Source organism: Arenimonas daejeonensis, assembly GCF_007993735.1.
GTDB lineage: Bacteria > Pseudomonadota > Gammaproteobacteria > Xanthomonadales > Xanthomonadaceae > Arenimonas > Arenimonas daejeonensis.
In genome coordinates, this window is the sequence record NZ_CP042453.1 from 2,037,634 (window position 1) to 2,051,797 (window position 14,164).

Sequence of the window (14,164 nt, forward strand, 5' to 3'; positions counted from 1 at the left end):
TCCGCCCGGTCAGGCGGTGGCGCGTATGGTAGCCGCCAGCCGGTCGAAAATCCGGTCGATGTGTTCCCTGTTCAGGATCAGGGGGGCGACAGCGCGATCACGTCACCGGTGCAGCGCACCATCAGGTTCTGTTCGTGGAAGGCCCGGTTGAAGACCTCGTAGCCGCGGCTGCCCGGGGCGTCCGGCCGGGCCGCCAGCTCCACCGCGCCGATCAGGCCGAAATTGCGGATGTCGATGACATTGGGCAGGCCCTTGAGGGCATGGATCGCGTCTTCCCAGTACGTTCCCAGCTCGATCGCCTTGTCGAACAGGTTCTCTTCGGCATAGGTGTCGAGCGTGGCCAGGGCCGCGGCACAGGCCAGCGGGTGGCCGGAATAGGTGTAGCCGTGGAAGAGCTCGATCGCACCTTCCGGGCCCTGCATGAAGGCATCGTGCACCTTGCCCGAGGCGAACACCGCACCCATGGGTACGGCGCCGTTGGTCAGTCCCTTGGCGGTGGTGATCAGGTCCGGCGTGACGCCGAAACGCTGGGCCGCGAAAGCATTGCCCACGCGCCCGAACCCGGTGATGACCTCGTCGAAGATCAGCAGGATGCCGTGTTTGTCGCAGATCTCGCGGATGCGCTGGAGGTAACCCTCGGGCGGCAGCACCACGCCGGCGCTGCCTGAGATCGGTTCGATGATGACGGCCGCGATGGTGCTGGCATCGTGCAGTTGCACCAGCCGTTCCAGGTCCTCGGCCAGCTCGATGCCGTGCGGCGGCAGGCCGCGCGAGAAGGCATTGCGCTGCAGGTCCAGCGTGTGGCGCAGGTGGTCCACGCCCGGCAGCATCGGCCCGAAGAATTTGCGGTTGTTGACCATGCCGCCGACCGCGATGCCGCCGAAGCCGACGCCGTGGTAACCCTTCTCGCGGCCGATCAGCCGGGTGCGCTGGCCTTCGCCGCGCACGCGGTGGTAGGCCAGGGCGATCTTGAGCGCGGTGTCCACCGACTCCGAGCCGGAATTGGTGAAGAACACGTGGTCCAGCCCGTCCGGGGCGATTTCCGCCAGCCGTTCGGCCAGCACGAAGGGCAGGGGATGGCCCATCTGGAAGGTCGGGGCGAAATCGAGCGTGGCCGCCTGCTGCTGGATCGCCTGGACGATGCGCGGGCGGGCGTGGCCGGCATTCACGCACCACAGGCCGCCGGTGCCGTCCAGGATCTCGCGGCCGTCGGTGCTGCGGTAATACATGCCTTCGGCGCTGGCCAGCAGGCGCGGGGCCTGCTTGAACTGCCGGTTCGCGGTGAACGGCATCCAGAAGGCGTCGGTCTGCTCCGGGGTCGCGGTCGCCTGGGCCGCATAGGTTTCGAGGCTGGCTTGCGGGTCGGAAACGGACATGGCGGGGGCTCGCAGGGGGATGCCCGGCACGCTATCAGCGTTGAATAAAATTTACAATCCGGAACGAATGACCGGTTTAATTGACCGCTTCGGGGTGCGGTGTTAAATATCCCGCATCACTTGGGAGGCATCTCGCTTGGATATCGGAGTCAGGCTGCAGGCGGTGCGCAAGAACAAGGGCCTGAGCCAGCGCGAGCTGGCCAAACGGGTCGGCGTCACCAACTCCACGATCTCGCTGATCGAACAGAACAAGGTCAGCCCGTCGATCTCGTCGCTGAAGAAGGTGCTCGACGGCATCCCGATCTCGCTGGCCGATTTTTTCACCATGGACCTGGAAGACACGGGTGACAGCCCGTTCTACCCGGCCAGCGAGCAGCCCGACCTGGGCAACAACGAGATCCACTATTTCCTGGTCGGCCAGCACCGCCGCAACCGGCAGATGTGCATCCTGCGCGAGGTGATGCCGCCCGGCAGCGACACCGGCGAGACCATGCTCAGCCACGACGGCGAGGAGGGCGGGGTGGTCATCCAGGGCCGCGTCGAGATCACCGTCGGTGACCAGGTGCGCGTGCTGGGTCCCGGCGAGGCCTATTATTTCGAAAGCCGGCTGCCGCACCGGTTCCGCAACATCGGCAGCGACGAGGCCATCCTGGTCAGCGCCAATACGCCGCCCACCTTCTGAGTTTGCCGCCATGACCAAGCCAAAGACCCGAGAAGACTGGCTGCAGCGCGCCGCCAGCCTGTCGATCCGCCACCAGGCCTTCATCGACGGCAAGTACGTCGACGCCGCCAGCGGCAAGACCTTCGACTGCCTGAGCCCGATCGACGGCCGCGTGCTGGCGAAAGTGGCCGAATGCGGTGCCGTGGACGTGGACCGCGCCGTGAAGGTCGCCCGCGCGGCCTTCGACGCCGGCAAGTGGTCGAACGCCCGGCCGACGCATCGCAAGAAGGTACTGGTCAAGCTGGCCCAGCTCATCCACGAGCACGGCGAGGAACTCGCGCTGCTCGAATCCCTGGACATGGGCAAGCCGGTGTCCGACGCGCTGAACGTGGACGTCGCCGCCTCGGTGCGCTGCATGTCCTGGACCGGCGAGGCCATCGACAAGGTCTACGGCGAAGTCGCCTCGACGGGGCAGGACGAACTGGGCCTGGTCACGCGCGAACCGCTGGGTGTGGTCGCCGCGATCGTGCCCTGGAACTTCCCGCTGCTGATGGCGGTGTGGAAGCTGGCGCCGGCGCTGGCGATGGGCAATTCGGTGCTGCTCAAACCTTCCGAGAAATCGCCGCTGACCGCATTGCGCCTGGCCGAGCTGGCGATCGAAGCGGGCATCCCGCCCGGCGTGTTCAACGTGCTGCCGGGCTTCGGCCGCGGTGCCGGCGAGCCACTGGCGATGCACATGGACGTGGACGGCCTGGTGTTCACCGGTTCCACCGCCGTCGGCAAGCACCTGATGGTCTGCGCCGGCATGTCGAACATGAAACGCGCCTACATGGAATGCGGCGGCAAGAGCCCGAACCTGGTGTTCGCCGATGCGCCCAGCCTGGATCGTGCCGCGCAGGCCGCGGCCAGCGGCATCTTCTACAACCAGGGCGAGGTCTGCACCGCGGCATCGCGGCTTTTCGTGCAGCGCGAAATCAAGGACGAGTTCGTGGCCAAGGTGGCGGAGTTCGGCAGGAAGATGCAGCCCAAACATCCACTCGAACCCGGCGCCCCGATGGGCGCGATGGTGGACGAATCGCAGACCACGCGCGTACTCGACTTCATCGCCAAGGGCCGCGCCGAAGGCGGTCGCGTGGTGATCGGCGGCGAGCGCCTGCAGACGGTGGAAGGCGGCTGCTACATCGCGCCGACCATCTTCGACGGCGTCGAACACGGCCACACCATCGCCCGCGAGGAGATCTTCGGGCCGGTGCTGAGCGTGATCGCCTTCGACACCGAGGAGGACGCCCTGCGCATGGCCAACGATTCCGACTACGGCCTGGCCGCGGGCGTGTTCACTTCCGACATCAGCCGCGCCCATCGCGTCGCCCGCAAGCTGCGCGCCGGCAGCGTCTGGGTGAACTACTGGGACGGCGGCGACATGACCGCGCCCTTCGGCGGCTACAAGCAGAGCGGCAACGGCCGCGACAAGTCCCTGCACGCCTTCGAGAAGTACACCGAGGTCAAGGCGACCTGGATCAACCTCGATCCCTGAGTACGGTCTCGTCAGCAGCGGTGCGGATCATGATGCCGGTGCCGGCGCCGTGATCATGGCCAGCCGCTTCTCGAACCCGAGGATGAGCACGGTGGCGAACAGGCTGAGCCCGGCGCAGATCCAGGCGGCTTTCTCCAGCGTGGCGACATAGACGTCACGCGCCGCCTGCAGCAGGGCATCGCCGGCGGGGCCGAGTGCGCGAGCCGCATCCACGGCACCGCCCAGCGTGTCGCGGGCAGCGGCGACGGCTTCGACGGGCAGCCCCGGCGGCACGGCATCGACGATGCCGCTGCGGTACATCGCCATCACGATGCTGCCGAGCACGGCGATGCCCAGCGCGCCGCCGAACTCGAAGCTGGTTTCTGAAATGCCCGAGGCGGCACCAGCCCGCTCCGGTGGTGCCGAGCTCATCACCAGGTCGGTGGTAAGCGCGCCGATCGGCGCCAGGCCGGCGCAGAACAGCGTGTATCCCAGCATCAGCAGCGGGAAAGGCAGGGAACCGAGCTGGGTGAGCAGGCCGAAGCCGACCGCCGACACCACCATGCCGCCGGCGATGATGCGCGCGATCGGCCAGTGCTGCGCCAGCTTCGGCGCCAGCATCGAACCGATCACGAAGACGACGCCCGAGGGCGCGGTCCACAACCCGGCCTCCAGTGGCGTCATGCCCAGCACCAGCTGGAAATACTGCGCGATGAACAGGAAGAAGCCGAAGGCGATGAAGATGGTCAGCACGTTGCAGCCCAGCGCGGTGCCGAAGGCCGGTGCGCGGAACAGCGACAGGTCGATCATCGGATCGGCCAGGCGCCGCTGCCGGCGTACAAACAGCAGGCCGATGCCGAGGCCGGCCGCGATGATCACGAAAGGCGCCAGCGCGAAGCCATGTTCGGCCAGGCGCTTCATGCCGTAGATCACCGCCAGCACGGCGCTCACCGACAGCAGCGCGCTGCCCAGGTCGATCCGGCCCGCGTTCTCGTCGCGGAACTCCGGCAGCAGCTTCGGCCCCACCACCAGCAGAAGCACCATCACCGGCACCGCCAGCAGGAACACCGAACCCCACCAGAACCACTGCAGCAGTACGCCGCCGATCACCGGGCCCAGGATGCCGCCGGCCGAAAATGCCGCGATCCAGATGCCGATCGCCTGCATGCGTTCGCGGTCGTCCAGGAACATGTTCCGGATCAGCGACAGAGTGGACGGCGACAGCGTGGCGGCGGTGATGCCGAGCAGGGCGCGACTGGCGATCAGCATCTCGGCGCTGGTCGAAAACGCCGCCAGCACCGACGCCGCGCCGAACGCCGCCGCGCCGATCAACAGAAGCCGGCGCCGGCCGATGCGGTCGCCCAGCGTGCCCATCGTGATCAGGAAGCCGGCCAGCAGGAAGCCGTAGATGTCCACGATCCACAGCATCTGCCCGGCGCTGGGGCGCAGGTCGGCGGCGATGGACGGGATCGCCAGGTACAGCACCGTCAGGTCCATCGAATAGATCAGGCAGGGCAGGGCCAGCACGCCCAGGCCGATCCATTCGCGCCGCGTGGCCTTCGGCCCGACGACGTGCGTATCAGCCATGGGCAAGCATCTCCTGCAGTCGGTTGAAGCAGCTGTTCCAGCCGCCGCGATGGTCGTCGCGTTCGGCCACCGAGACGAAACGGACCTGGTGGAAGTGCATGCGGGTCTTGCCGCCGATCTCCTCGAAACGCACCGTGATCACCGAATCCTGGTCGGGACGGCGGGCGACGTCGTCCCAGACGTGGGTCATCACGATGCGGTCGGGCGGCACGATCTCCAGGAACTCGCCCTGCATCCACCACTCGGTGCCGCTTTCCTTGCCGCGCAGGCAGACCCTGTAGGTACCGCCCACGCGCGGGTCGAAACGCTGGAATGGCGCGTCGCAGCCTTCAGGGCAGAACCAGACCGCCAGTGCGGCCTGGTCGGTCCAGGCCTTGAACACCACGTCGCGCGGCGCGTCGAACTCGCGCTCGATGATCAGTTCGTCGTCGGTTTCCAGCGCAGGTGGCTTCAGGCTCGCGGACATCATGGTTCTCCTTGAAACGGGTGTCCCTCAGTGCATCGCCGGGTCGTTGCAGTTGACCATCCACGGCGTGCCGAAACGGTCGACGCCGCTGCCGAAACGCAGGGCCCAGAAGGTCTTCTGGATCGGCATGCTGATGCGGTCGCTGCCTTCCATCAGCGCGGCGAACACCCGTTCGGCCTCGGCTGGATCTTCGATCTGCAGCGATACCGACGTGCCCTGCGGCTTCTCGAAATACTGCGGCGGGCTGTCGGAGGCCATCAGCAGGTCGTCACCTACCGTGAGGCAGGCATGCATGATCTTGCCCTCGTAGCCGTCGGGAAACGCGCAGCTCTCGTCCTCCGCCATCGGCGAGCCGGCATAGGGCATCATCGCGACGATCTCGCCGCCGAGCACGCTGGCATAGTGTTTCATGGCTTCTTAGCACTGGCCGGAGAAGTTGAGGTAGGCGTGCATCTTCATGGGTTTGCTCCTGGGGTGTGTCAGGGGGTCAGGTGGTTGCGCAGGCGGTCCAGCGATTCGCGCCAGCCCTGGCCTTCGCCCTGGTCGGTGCGCAGGCCAGCATGGCGGATGATCATTTCAGTGCGGCCGCCGAGATCGCGGAATTGCACGGTGACCAGGGACAGGTCGGCGAAACCGTCGCGCGGGGCGTGCTGGCCCTGTGGATCGGAAAAGCCGACCGAAAAACTGAGCAGGGTCGGCGCCACCACTTCGTGGTAGATGCCGCGCACCCAGACTTCCGGCCGGTCGGGCAGGTGGTGGCAGAAATGCAGCTGGCCGCCCGGGCGCACGTCCTGCAGGCAGACCGTCATGCGCGAGCCGTGCGGGCCGAACCAGGCGGCGAAATGTTCCGGGTCGGTCCAGGCGCTGAAGACGCGGGCGATCGGCGCCTCGAAGATGCGCCGCATCACCAGGTCGGTGCTGCCGCCGGTCCGGGGTTCAGTCCTGCTGTCCATCGGGGGCCTCCGGGTTTTTCTTCGCCGCCTCGGCGTCGGCGGCTTCGGCCTGGATCTTCTGCAGGTAGGCCTCGAGCCGGTCGAAGCGGGCTTCCCAGAGCTTGCGGTAGGGCTCGAGCCAGTCGGTGATGTCCTTGAGCGGGCCGGCGTCGAGCCTGCAGGGCCGCCACTGGGCTTCGCGGCCGCGGCTCACCAGACCGGCTTTCTCCAGCACCTTCAGGTGCTTGGACACAGCCGGCAGGCTCATGTTGAAGGGCTGGGCGAGCTCGGTCACCGAGGTTTCGCCCTGGATCAGCCGCGCCAGGATGGCCCGACGGGTCGGGTCGGCCAGGGCGGAGAAGGTGTGGCTGAGGCGATCGGCGGGCATAGGACTTAACCAATCAGCTAATTAACTGATCGGTTTTGTACGCCTGTCCGGAAGGCGCGTCAAGTCCCTTTGTTGCGAATCGGGGCGGGCATGGAAACGCCGCGTCCCGGCGGGCGGCGTCGGTGAGGTGCCGGGACCTCAGTCCTGGCAGCGGCGGTAGTCGAAACCGATCACTGTTTCCTTGCCGTCGTCGCCCGGTCCGGCGATTTCGGCGCGCAGCGAATCGCCATCGCGCCGATATTCGATGCGCTGCGGAAAATCGTGCGCCGGATTTTCGAAACGCACCCAGCGGTCGCCGCCGGCGCTGCGCGTGAACGCGGTTGGCGGCCGGCCGCCGGGCTGGGCCAGATAGGTCGGCACGCCGTCCACCGCGACGATGCGCAGGAATTCGAAGGCCACCATGCGCTCGCTCTTGCTGGTGCGGCTGAGTCCGAGCAGTTCGCCGCCGCGCGGCGCCAGCCAGCTTTCCTCGATGGTTTCGCCGGCATCGCCGCCGCACCAGTCGCCGGCCAGCCAGCCGAGATCCTGCGCGGGTGCCGCCGCCAGCGCAGAGGCGGATAGAAGGATCGAAACACCCAAGGCGATGGACTGGTGCATGGCCGACTCCCGGAAAGTCCGGTCACGCTAGCAGTTCCCGGTCACCACAGCGCGTCGCGCAGCTTGAACCAGGCCATCGCCGCGACCAGCAGCGGCGTACGCAGCGCGCGGCCGCCGGGGAAGGGGTGGTGCGGGATCTTCGCGTAGGTGTCGAGGCGGCCGGCCTGGCCGCGGACGGCTTCGGCGATCACGCGGCCCGCGAGCCCGGTGGCGGCGACGCCGTGGCCGGAGAACCCTTGCGCGAAATAGACGTTGTCGCCCAGCCGGCCCCAGTGCGGGGCGCGGTTGAGGCTGATGTCCACGAAACCACCCCAGACCGAATCGAACTTAACGCCCTTGAGCTGCGGAAACACGCGGGTCATGCGCCGCGTCATCGTGCCGGCCAGGTTGGGCGGGGGCAGGGTGGAATAACTTGCGCGGCCGCCGAACAACAGGCGGTGGTCGGCGCTGAGGCGGAAATAGTCCAGCGCCCAGTTGACGTCGGCGACGGCCATGCCGTTGCGGATCAGGTCGCGCGCGCGCTTCGCCCAAGGGCTCGGTGGCGCCGACATAGGTGCCGACCGGCATGATCTTGCTGTCGAGTTCGGGTGCGATGCCGTGTACCAAGGCGTTGCCGGCCAGCACCACGAAGTCGGCCTGCACCTCGCCCTGGGTGCATCGAAGCACGGGCCGGGCACCACGATCGAGCGCGGTGACTTCGGTGTTCTCGAAGATGCGCACGCCCGCAGCGACCGCCGCGCGCGCCACGCCCAGCGTGTAGTTCAGCGGATGCAGGTGTCCGGACTGCGGGTCGTGGAGCGCGCCGATGTAGCGCGGGCTGGGTACGACCGCCTGCAGCTGTTCACGATCCCACCAGGCCACGTCGTAGCCGTAGTTTTCCGCCAGGTCTCGCTGCCAGGCCTTGAGTTCATCAATGTGCCGCGGCTTGATCGCCACGTGGGCGTGGCCGTCGCGCCAGTGCGCGTCGATGCCGTGGGTGGCGATGCGTTCGCGCACCAGGCGCACGCCCTCGAGCGACCAGTCGAACAGGCGGCGCGAGTCCTCGATGCCGACCAGGGCGGCGATCTTCGACTGGTCGCAGCTGTAGCCGAAGATCACCTGGCCGCCATTGCGGCCCGAGGCGCCCCAGCCGACGCGGCGGGCTTCGAGCACGATCACCTTCAGGCCGGCCTGGGCCAGTTCCAGCGCTGCCGACAACCCGGTCAGGCCGGCGCCGAGCACGACGACGTCGGCGGTTTCGCGGCCCTGGAGGCGCGGGTACTCCGGTGCCGGCGTGGCGGTGTCGTGGTACCAGGTGTGGGTGTGGGCGCTCGGCTGTCTCATGCGGTCCCTGCTCCGAAGTTCCACCCCCTCCCGGCCTCCCCTGCCAGCAGGGGGAGGAGCAAAAAGCGGGCCTTTCTCCCTCCCCTGTTCACAGGGGAGGGTCGGGGAGGGGTAAGCCCTTGCCCAGCCCATCACACCTGCCGCAGGTACCAGGCGTATTCCAGCGTGGTCACTTCGCGGCTGAAGCTGCGCAGTTCCTTGAGTTTCTGCTGGCCGTAGATGTGACGGAAGGATTCGCCGAATTGTTCTGCGACGAAATCGCTGGCCTGGAAATCGCGGATGGTGTCGCGCCAGAACAGCTCGCGGTGCTCGGTCTGCTCGTAGGCATTGCCGGTGACCGGTGCACCCGGGTCGCCCTTGTCCTGCAGGCCCTGAAGGATGCCGGCCAGCACCGCGGCCGTGACCAGGTAGGGATTGGCGTCGGCGCCGGCGATGCGGTGTTCGATGCGGATGTTGGCCGGGTCGGAATGCGGGATGCGCATGGCCACGGTGCGGTTGTTGAAACCCCAGGCGTCGTTCAGCGGTACGAAGGCGTTGAGCACGAAGCGCCGGTAGCTGTTGGCATGCGGCGCGAACAGCAGCATGCAGTCCTGGCTGGCCTTCTGCAGGCCGGCGACCGCGTGGCGCAGCGTGTCCGACGGTTTGTCCGGCGTGCAGGCGAAGATGTTCCTGCCGGCTTCGTCGAGCACGCTGACATGGATGTGGGTGCCGCTGCCGGCCTGGTCCACGAAGGGCTTGGCCATGAAGCTGGCGATCATGCCTGGTCTTCGGCCGTGGCCTTGATCACGCGGCGCAGCAGCAGCGCGTCGTCGCAGGCCAGCACGGCGTCGGCGCGGTGCTTGAGGTTGATCTCGAACTGGCCCGGTGCGTATTCGGCCACCGCGGTGTCAGCCGGGATGTCCTGGGCGGCACAGGCGTCGGCCACCGCATCGGTGAACGACTGGTAGTCGTTCAGGTCCTGCATGTAATAGACCTGCGTGGTGGCGTTGCGTTCGCCGGTGCTGGGATTCACCGAGGTCTGCGGCCGGCCGTCATGCGTGAGTTCGGCGTCGAGCAGGTAGAACTCCAGCTCCACCGCCACCACCGGTGTCAGGCCGCGGTCCTTGAAACGCTGCACGACGCGCTTGAGCACTTCGCGCGGGTTGGCGGCGAACAGGCCACCCTGGCCGTCCTCCATCTGCAGCAGCAGCTGCGCCATCGGGCGGTGCTGCCACGGGATCACCCGCAGCGAACCCGGCACCGGACGGCAGATGCGGTCCTCGTCGCCGATGTCGTAACCCAGGCCGGTTTCCTCGACCGTGTTGCCGGTGATGTCGGTGGCGATCAGCGACATCGGCAGGCAGACGCCGTTCTGGTAGACCTTCTCCAGCGCGTCGCGGGTGATGCGCTTGCCGCGCAGCAGGCCGTTCATGTCGGGCAGCAGCAGGTCGATCTGCTCGCAGTCGGGGAGCTGCGCGAGCGTGTCGGCGTCGGCGGCCGGGAGGGAAGACGGGGTCATGGACGAAGTCATGAGATACGGGCATCCGCAGGGGTCGCCGGATACTAGCACTGGCCACAAGAGGCTGTAAAAATCCTCATCATTGAGAGTCGCCCGCTGGCCCGGAGACCGACGACCCGCGCCCTGAAAGGCTTTCAATGCGGCCTCATGGCCGACAGCGGCCCACCCGGTCTGTGCGAGAAACCACAAACCGCGTTGATAAAATCAAACGCCCGGAGTAAGGTCGGACATCCCCTCGCGAGGCGCCTATGCGTCGTATCCCGCTGGTCGGTCTGCCTTCGGACCGCAAACAGATCGGGCACCACCCCTTCCAGGCGGTGGGCGAGAAATACATACGCGCGGTGGTGGACGGGGCGGGTTGCCTGCCCGTGCTGATCCCCTCGCTGACGCCGCCGCTGGACCTGCGGGCGCTGCTGGAAAACCTGGACGGCCTGCTGCTGACCGGCGCCTACAGCAACATCGAACCGCACCACTACGGCAAGGAAGCCAGCTACGCCGGCAACCTTCACGACCCCGCGCGCGACGCCACCGCGCTCGGCATCGTGCCGCTGGCGATCGAGATGCGGGTGCCGGTGCTGGCGATCTGCCGCGGCCTGCAGGAAGTGAACGTCGCATTGGGCGGCAGCCTGCACCAGAAGGTGCACGACATCCCCGGTTTCGACGACCACCGCGAGAACAATGACGACCCGTTGGGCGTGCAGTACGCGCCCTCGCATCCGGTGGACCTGGCGGAGGGCGGGGTGCTCGCCCGCATCGCCGGCGCGCGGCAGGCGATGGTCAACTCGCTGCACGGGCAGGGCCTGAAAGCACTGGGCCGCGACCTGGTGGTGGAAGCCACCGCGCCCGACGGCCTGGTCGAGGCGGTACGCCTGGACCTGGCGCGCGACGAGGACCCCGGGCCCTTCCTGCTGGCGGTGCAGTGGCACCCGGAGTGGAGGGTCAGCGAAAATCCCTTCTACCTGGGCCTCTTCCAGGCCTTCGCGGCCGCCTGCCGCGAACGCGCCCACCAGCGAGCCTGACATGGCCAAGAAAAAGAACCGAAACAGACCCCGGAAGAACAGCAGGAGAGCACGCTCAAACGCTGGCTGAAGGAACGCCGCATCACCGAGGTCGAATGCCTGGTGCCCGACATCACCGGCAATGCGCGCGGCAAGATCATCCCGGCGGCGAAGTTCTCGCACGACTACGGCACGCGCCTGCCCGAGGGCATCTTCGCCACCACGGTCACCGGCGAATACCCGGACAATTACGACGAACTGGTCAGCCCCTCCGATTCGGACATGGTGCTGCGCCCCGACCCGGACACCGTGCGCATGGTGCCCTGGGCCACCGACCCGACCGCGCAGATCATCCACGACTGCTACAGCAAGGACGGCAAGCCGCACGAGCTGGCGCCACGCAACGTGCTGCGGCGCATCCTGGATATGTATGCCGGCATCGGCCTGAGCCCGGTGATCGCGCCGGAGCTGGAATTCTTATGGTCCAGCGCAACACCGACCCGGACTTCCCGCTGCAGCCACCCGCCGGCCGCAACGGCCGCCCGGAGACCGCGCGCCAGTCGTATTCAATCGACGCGGTGAACGAGTTCGACCCCATCCTCGACCTGATGTACGACTACTGCGAGGCGATGGAACTGGACGTGGACACCCTGATCCACGAATCCGGCGCCGCCCAGCTGGAAGTGAACTTCGAACACGCCGACCCGCTGTCGCGCGCCGACCAGGTGTTCCTGTTCAAGCGCACCATGCGCGAGGCGGCGATGCGCCACGGCATCTACGCCACCTTCCTGGCCAAGCCGATGGAGAACGAACCGGGCAGCTCGATGCACATCCACCAGAGCCTGGTGGACACCGAAACCGGCAAGAACGTCTTCGCCGGCGCGCGCAAGGGCCAGCACAGCAAGACCTTCATGCATTACCTGGGCGGCCTGCAGAAATACGTGCCGGCGGCGATGGCGATCTTCGGCCCGAACGTGAACTCCTACCGGCGCCTGGCCTTCGGCGAGGTGTCGCCCAAGAACGTGCAGTGGGGTTACGACAACCGCACCTGCGGTTTGCGCGTGCCGCTGGACACGCCGGAAAACACCCGGGTGGAAAGCCGCTTCGCCGGTTCGGACGTCAATCCCTACCTGGCGCTGGCGGCGACCCTGGCCTGCGGCTACCTCGGCATCCAGGAAAAACTGGAACCGACCCCGCCGCTGGCCGGCAGCGCCCACGCCAAGGGTTACGACCTGCCGCGTTCGCTGGAGGAGGCCATCGTGCTGTTGCGCAAGTCCAAGCCGCTGAGGGCCATGCTGGGCGAACGTTTCGTCAAGGCCTACACCTCGGTCAAGGAAAAGGAACACCAGACCTATCTGCGCGTCATCAGTTCGTGGGAACGGGAGTTCCTGCTCTTGAACGTCTGAGGAAAACACATGGATCCGATCGACACCCGCACCCTGCAGCAGCTCGATGCCGCGCACCACCTGCATCCGTTCAACGACAACGCCGCGCTGGCGAAGCGTGGCACCCGCATCCTCACGAAAGGCGAGGGCTGCTACGTCTGGGACGCCGAGGGCAACAAGCTGCTGGACGCTTTCGCCGGCCTGTGGTGCGTGAACATCGGCTACGGCCGCAAGGAACTGGGCGAGGCCGCGTCGAAGCAGATGACGCAGCTGGCCTACTACAACAGCTTCTTCCAGTGCACCACCGAACCCACGGTTCGGCTGTCCGCGAAGTTGGCGGAGCTGTGCCCGGGCGACCTCGACCTCGCCTTCTTCTCGAACTCCGGCTCCGAGGCCAACGACACCATCCTGCGCATGGTGCGGCACTTCTGGGCGGTGCAGGACCAGCCGCAGAAGAACATCTTCATCGGCCGCCACAACGGCTACCACGGCTCCACCGTGGCCGGCGCCAGCCTGGGCGGCATGAAGGGCATGCACAAGCAGGGCGGCCTGCCGATCCCCGACATCCACCACATCGATCCGCCGTTCTGGTTCGGCGACGGCGGCGAAATGGGCGAGGAGGAATACGGCCTGCTCTGCGCCAAGCGGCTGGAGGACAAGATCCTGGAGCTCGGCCCGGATCGCGTCGCCGCCTTCATCGGCGAACCGATCATGGGTGCCATCGGCGTCTACATCCCGCCGAAGAACTACTGGAAGGAAATCGAGCGTATCTGCCGCAAGTACGACGTGCTGCTTGTGGCCGACGAGGTGATCTGCGGTTTCGGCCGCACCGGCGAGTGGTTCGCCAGCCAGTACTACGGCTTCCAGCCCGACATCATGACCCTGGCCAAGGGCATCACCAGCGGCTACATCCCGCTGGGCGCGGTGATGTTCAACCACCGCGTCGCCGAGGTGCTGGCCACCAGGGGCGGCGAGCTGGCGCACGGCTACACCTATTCGGGCCATCCGGTGTGCGCGGCGGTGGCGCTGGAGAACATCCGCATCCTGCAGGACGAGAAGATCGTCGATACCTGCCGGGTCGATATCGGTCCCTACCTGGCGGAGAAGTGGAAAGCCTGGGCGAGCACCCGTTGGTCGGCGAAGCCCGTATCGCCGGCATGGTTGGTGCACTGGAACTGGTGCCGAAAAAGCCGTCACGCGAATTTTTCCCGGACCGGGGCCGGGTGGGGCAGTTGTGCCGCGACTTCGCCCTGAAGAACGGCCTGATCCTGCGCGCCACCAACGACGCCATGCTGCTGTCGCCGCCGCTGGTGATCAGCCGGGCCCAGGTGGACGAGCTGGCCGAGAAGGCCTGGAAATCGCTGGACCAGACCGCGAAGGAGCTGGGCATCGCCACCCGCTGAGCAAAGGCTCGGAAAGGCGGGCGCAGGCTGGCCCGTG

The 14,164-nt window shown here is 67.1% G+C and carries 9 protein-coding genes and 5 pseudogenes; 5 read left to right on the top strand and 9 right to left on the bottom strand.

Annotated features, from left to right (window positions below):
• Positions 1 to 9: 9 nt before the first annotated feature.
• Positions 10 to 1,376, bottom strand: a pseudogene (gene aptA, locus FRZ33_RS09875) (omega-aminotransferase AptA).
• 136 nt (positions 1,377 to 1,512) lie between these two features.
• Here aptA and FRZ33_RS09880 point away from each other — a divergent pair.
• Together FRZ33_RS09880 and FRZ33_RS09885 are read left to right on the top strand one after the other, a co-directional pair.
• Complete coding sequence (locus FRZ33_RS09880; RefSeq protein ID WP_146909380.1) at positions 1,513 to 2,058, top strand: cupin domain-containing protein; 546 nt, start codon at positions 1,513 to 1,515, stop codon at positions 2,056 to 2,058.
• 10 nt (positions 2,059 to 2,068) lie between these two features.
• The gene (locus FRZ33_RS09885; protein WP_146909382.1) at positions 2,069 to 3,571 is read left to right on the top strand and encodes an aldehyde dehydrogenase; all 1,503 of its coding nucleotides are present in this window, start codon (positions 2,069 to 2,071) and stop codon (positions 3,569 to 3,571) included.
• A gap of 27 nt (positions 3,572 to 3,598) precedes the next feature.
• Here the strand turns inward: FRZ33_RS09885 and FRZ33_RS09890 are convergent, their stop codons facing one another.
• The 8 genes and pseudogenes from FRZ33_RS09890 to FRZ33_RS09925 form a co-directional block, all read right to left on the bottom strand.
• The gene (locus FRZ33_RS09890; protein WP_146909383.1) at positions 3,599 to 5,137 is read right to left on the bottom strand and encodes an MFS transporter; all 1,539 of its coding nucleotides are present in this window, start codon (positions 5,135 to 5,137) and stop codon (positions 3,599 to 3,601) included.
• On the bottom strand, positions 5,130 to 5,603 hold the full coding sequence (locus tag FRZ33_RS09895) for an SRPBCC family protein (protein ID WP_146909385.1): 474 nt from the start codon (positions 5,601 to 5,603) through the stop codon (positions 5,130 to 5,132). The genes FRZ33_RS09890 and FRZ33_RS09895 overlap by 8 nt, the downstream gene beginning before the upstream one ends.
• 27 nt (positions 5,604 to 5,630) lie before the next feature.
• Positions 5,631 to 6,014, bottom strand: a complete 384-nt coding sequence (locus FRZ33_RS09900) for a VOC family protein (RefSeq protein WP_227977763.1) — start codon at positions 6,012 to 6,014, stop codon at positions 5,631 to 5,633.
• Positions 6,015 to 6,082: 68 nt separating this feature from the next.
• Positions 6,083 to 6,556 (bottom strand): SRPBCC family protein, encoded by a 474-nt coding sequence (locus FRZ33_RS09905; RefSeq protein WP_146909387.1) that lies wholly within the window; start codon positions 6,554 to 6,556, stop codon positions 6,083 to 6,085.
• The gene (locus FRZ33_RS09910) at positions 6,540 to 6,923 is read right to left on the bottom strand and encodes an ArsR/SmtB family transcription factor (RefSeq protein WP_146909388.1); all 384 of its coding nucleotides are present in this window, start codon (positions 6,921 to 6,923) and stop codon (positions 6,540 to 6,542) included. Before FRZ33_RS09910 ends, FRZ33_RS09905 begins: the two co-directional genes overlap by 17 nt.
• A 138-nt stretch (positions 6,924 to 7,061) precedes the next feature.
• On the bottom strand, positions 7,062 to 7,520 hold the full coding sequence (locus FRZ33_RS09915) for a DUF6265 family protein (protein WP_146909390.1): 459 nt from the start codon (positions 7,518 to 7,520) through the stop codon (positions 7,062 to 7,064).
• A gap of 41 nt (positions 7,521 to 7,561) precedes the next feature.
• Positions 7,562 to 8,843, bottom strand: a pseudogene (locus tag FRZ33_RS09920) (NAD(P)/FAD-dependent oxidoreductase).
• Positions 8,844 to 8,974: 131 nt separating this feature from the next.
• Positions 8,975 to 10,353: pseudogene (locus FRZ33_RS09925) on the bottom strand (glutamine synthetase family protein).
• Between the two features lie 236 nt (positions 10,354 to 10,589).
• On the opposite strand from FRZ33_RS09925, the gene FRZ33_RS09930 reads away from it, so the two are divergent.
• From FRZ33_RS09930 to FRZ33_RS09940, 3 genes and pseudogenes are all read left to right on the top strand, one after another.
• Positions 10,590 to 11,360 carry a gamma-glutamyl-gamma-aminobutyrate hydrolase family protein gene (locus FRZ33_RS09930; protein ID WP_146909392.1) on the top strand — a complete coding sequence of 257 codons (771 nt, stop codon included), beginning with the start codon at positions 10,590 to 10,592 and terminating at the stop codon, positions 11,358 to 11,360.
• 21 nt (positions 11,361 to 11,381) lie between these two features.
• Positions 11,382 to 12,745: pseudogene (locus FRZ33_RS09935) on the top strand (glutamine synthetase family protein); the annotation flags it as partial.
• A gap of 9 nt (positions 12,746 to 12,754) precedes the next feature.
• Positions 12,755 to 14,127 (top strand): annotated as a pseudogene (locus FRZ33_RS09940) (aspartate aminotransferase family protein).
• Positions 14,128 to 14,164 lie beyond the last annotated feature (37 nt).

Excerpts from the sequence above, each read along its gene's own strand:
- FRZ33_RS09885 (WP_146909382.1), top strand. The coding sequence starts at position 2,069 with ATGACCAAGCCAAAGACCCGAGAAGACTGGCTGCAGCGCGCCGCCAGC.
- FRZ33_RS09905 (WP_146909387.1), bottom strand. The coding sequence starts at position 6,556 with ATGGACAGCAGGACTGAACCCCGGACCGGCGGCAGCACCGACCTGGTG.
- FRZ33_RS09895 (WP_146909385.1), bottom strand. The coding sequence starts at position 5,603 with ATGTCCGCGAGCCTGAAGCCACCTGCGCTGGAAACCGACGACGAACTG.
- FRZ33_RS09890 (WP_146909383.1), bottom strand. The coding sequence starts at position 5,137 with ATGGCTGATACGCACGTCGTCGGGCCGAAGGCCACGCGGCGCGAATGG.
- FRZ33_RS09930 (WP_146909392.1), top strand. The coding sequence starts at position 10,590 with ATGCGTCGTATCCCGCTGGTCGGTCTGCCTTCGGACCGCAAACAGATC.
- FRZ33_RS09900 (WP_227977763.1), bottom strand. The coding sequence starts at position 6,014 with ATGAAACACTATGCCAGCGTGCTCGGCGGCGAGATCGTCGCGATGATG.
- FRZ33_RS09910 (WP_146909388.1), bottom strand. The coding sequence starts at position 6,923 with ATGCCCGCCGATCGCCTCAGCCACACCTTCTCCGCCCTGGCCGACCCG.
- FRZ33_RS09915 (WP_146909390.1), bottom strand. The coding sequence starts at position 7,520 with ATGCACCAGTCCATCGCCTTGGGTGTTTCGATCCTTCTATCCGCCTCT.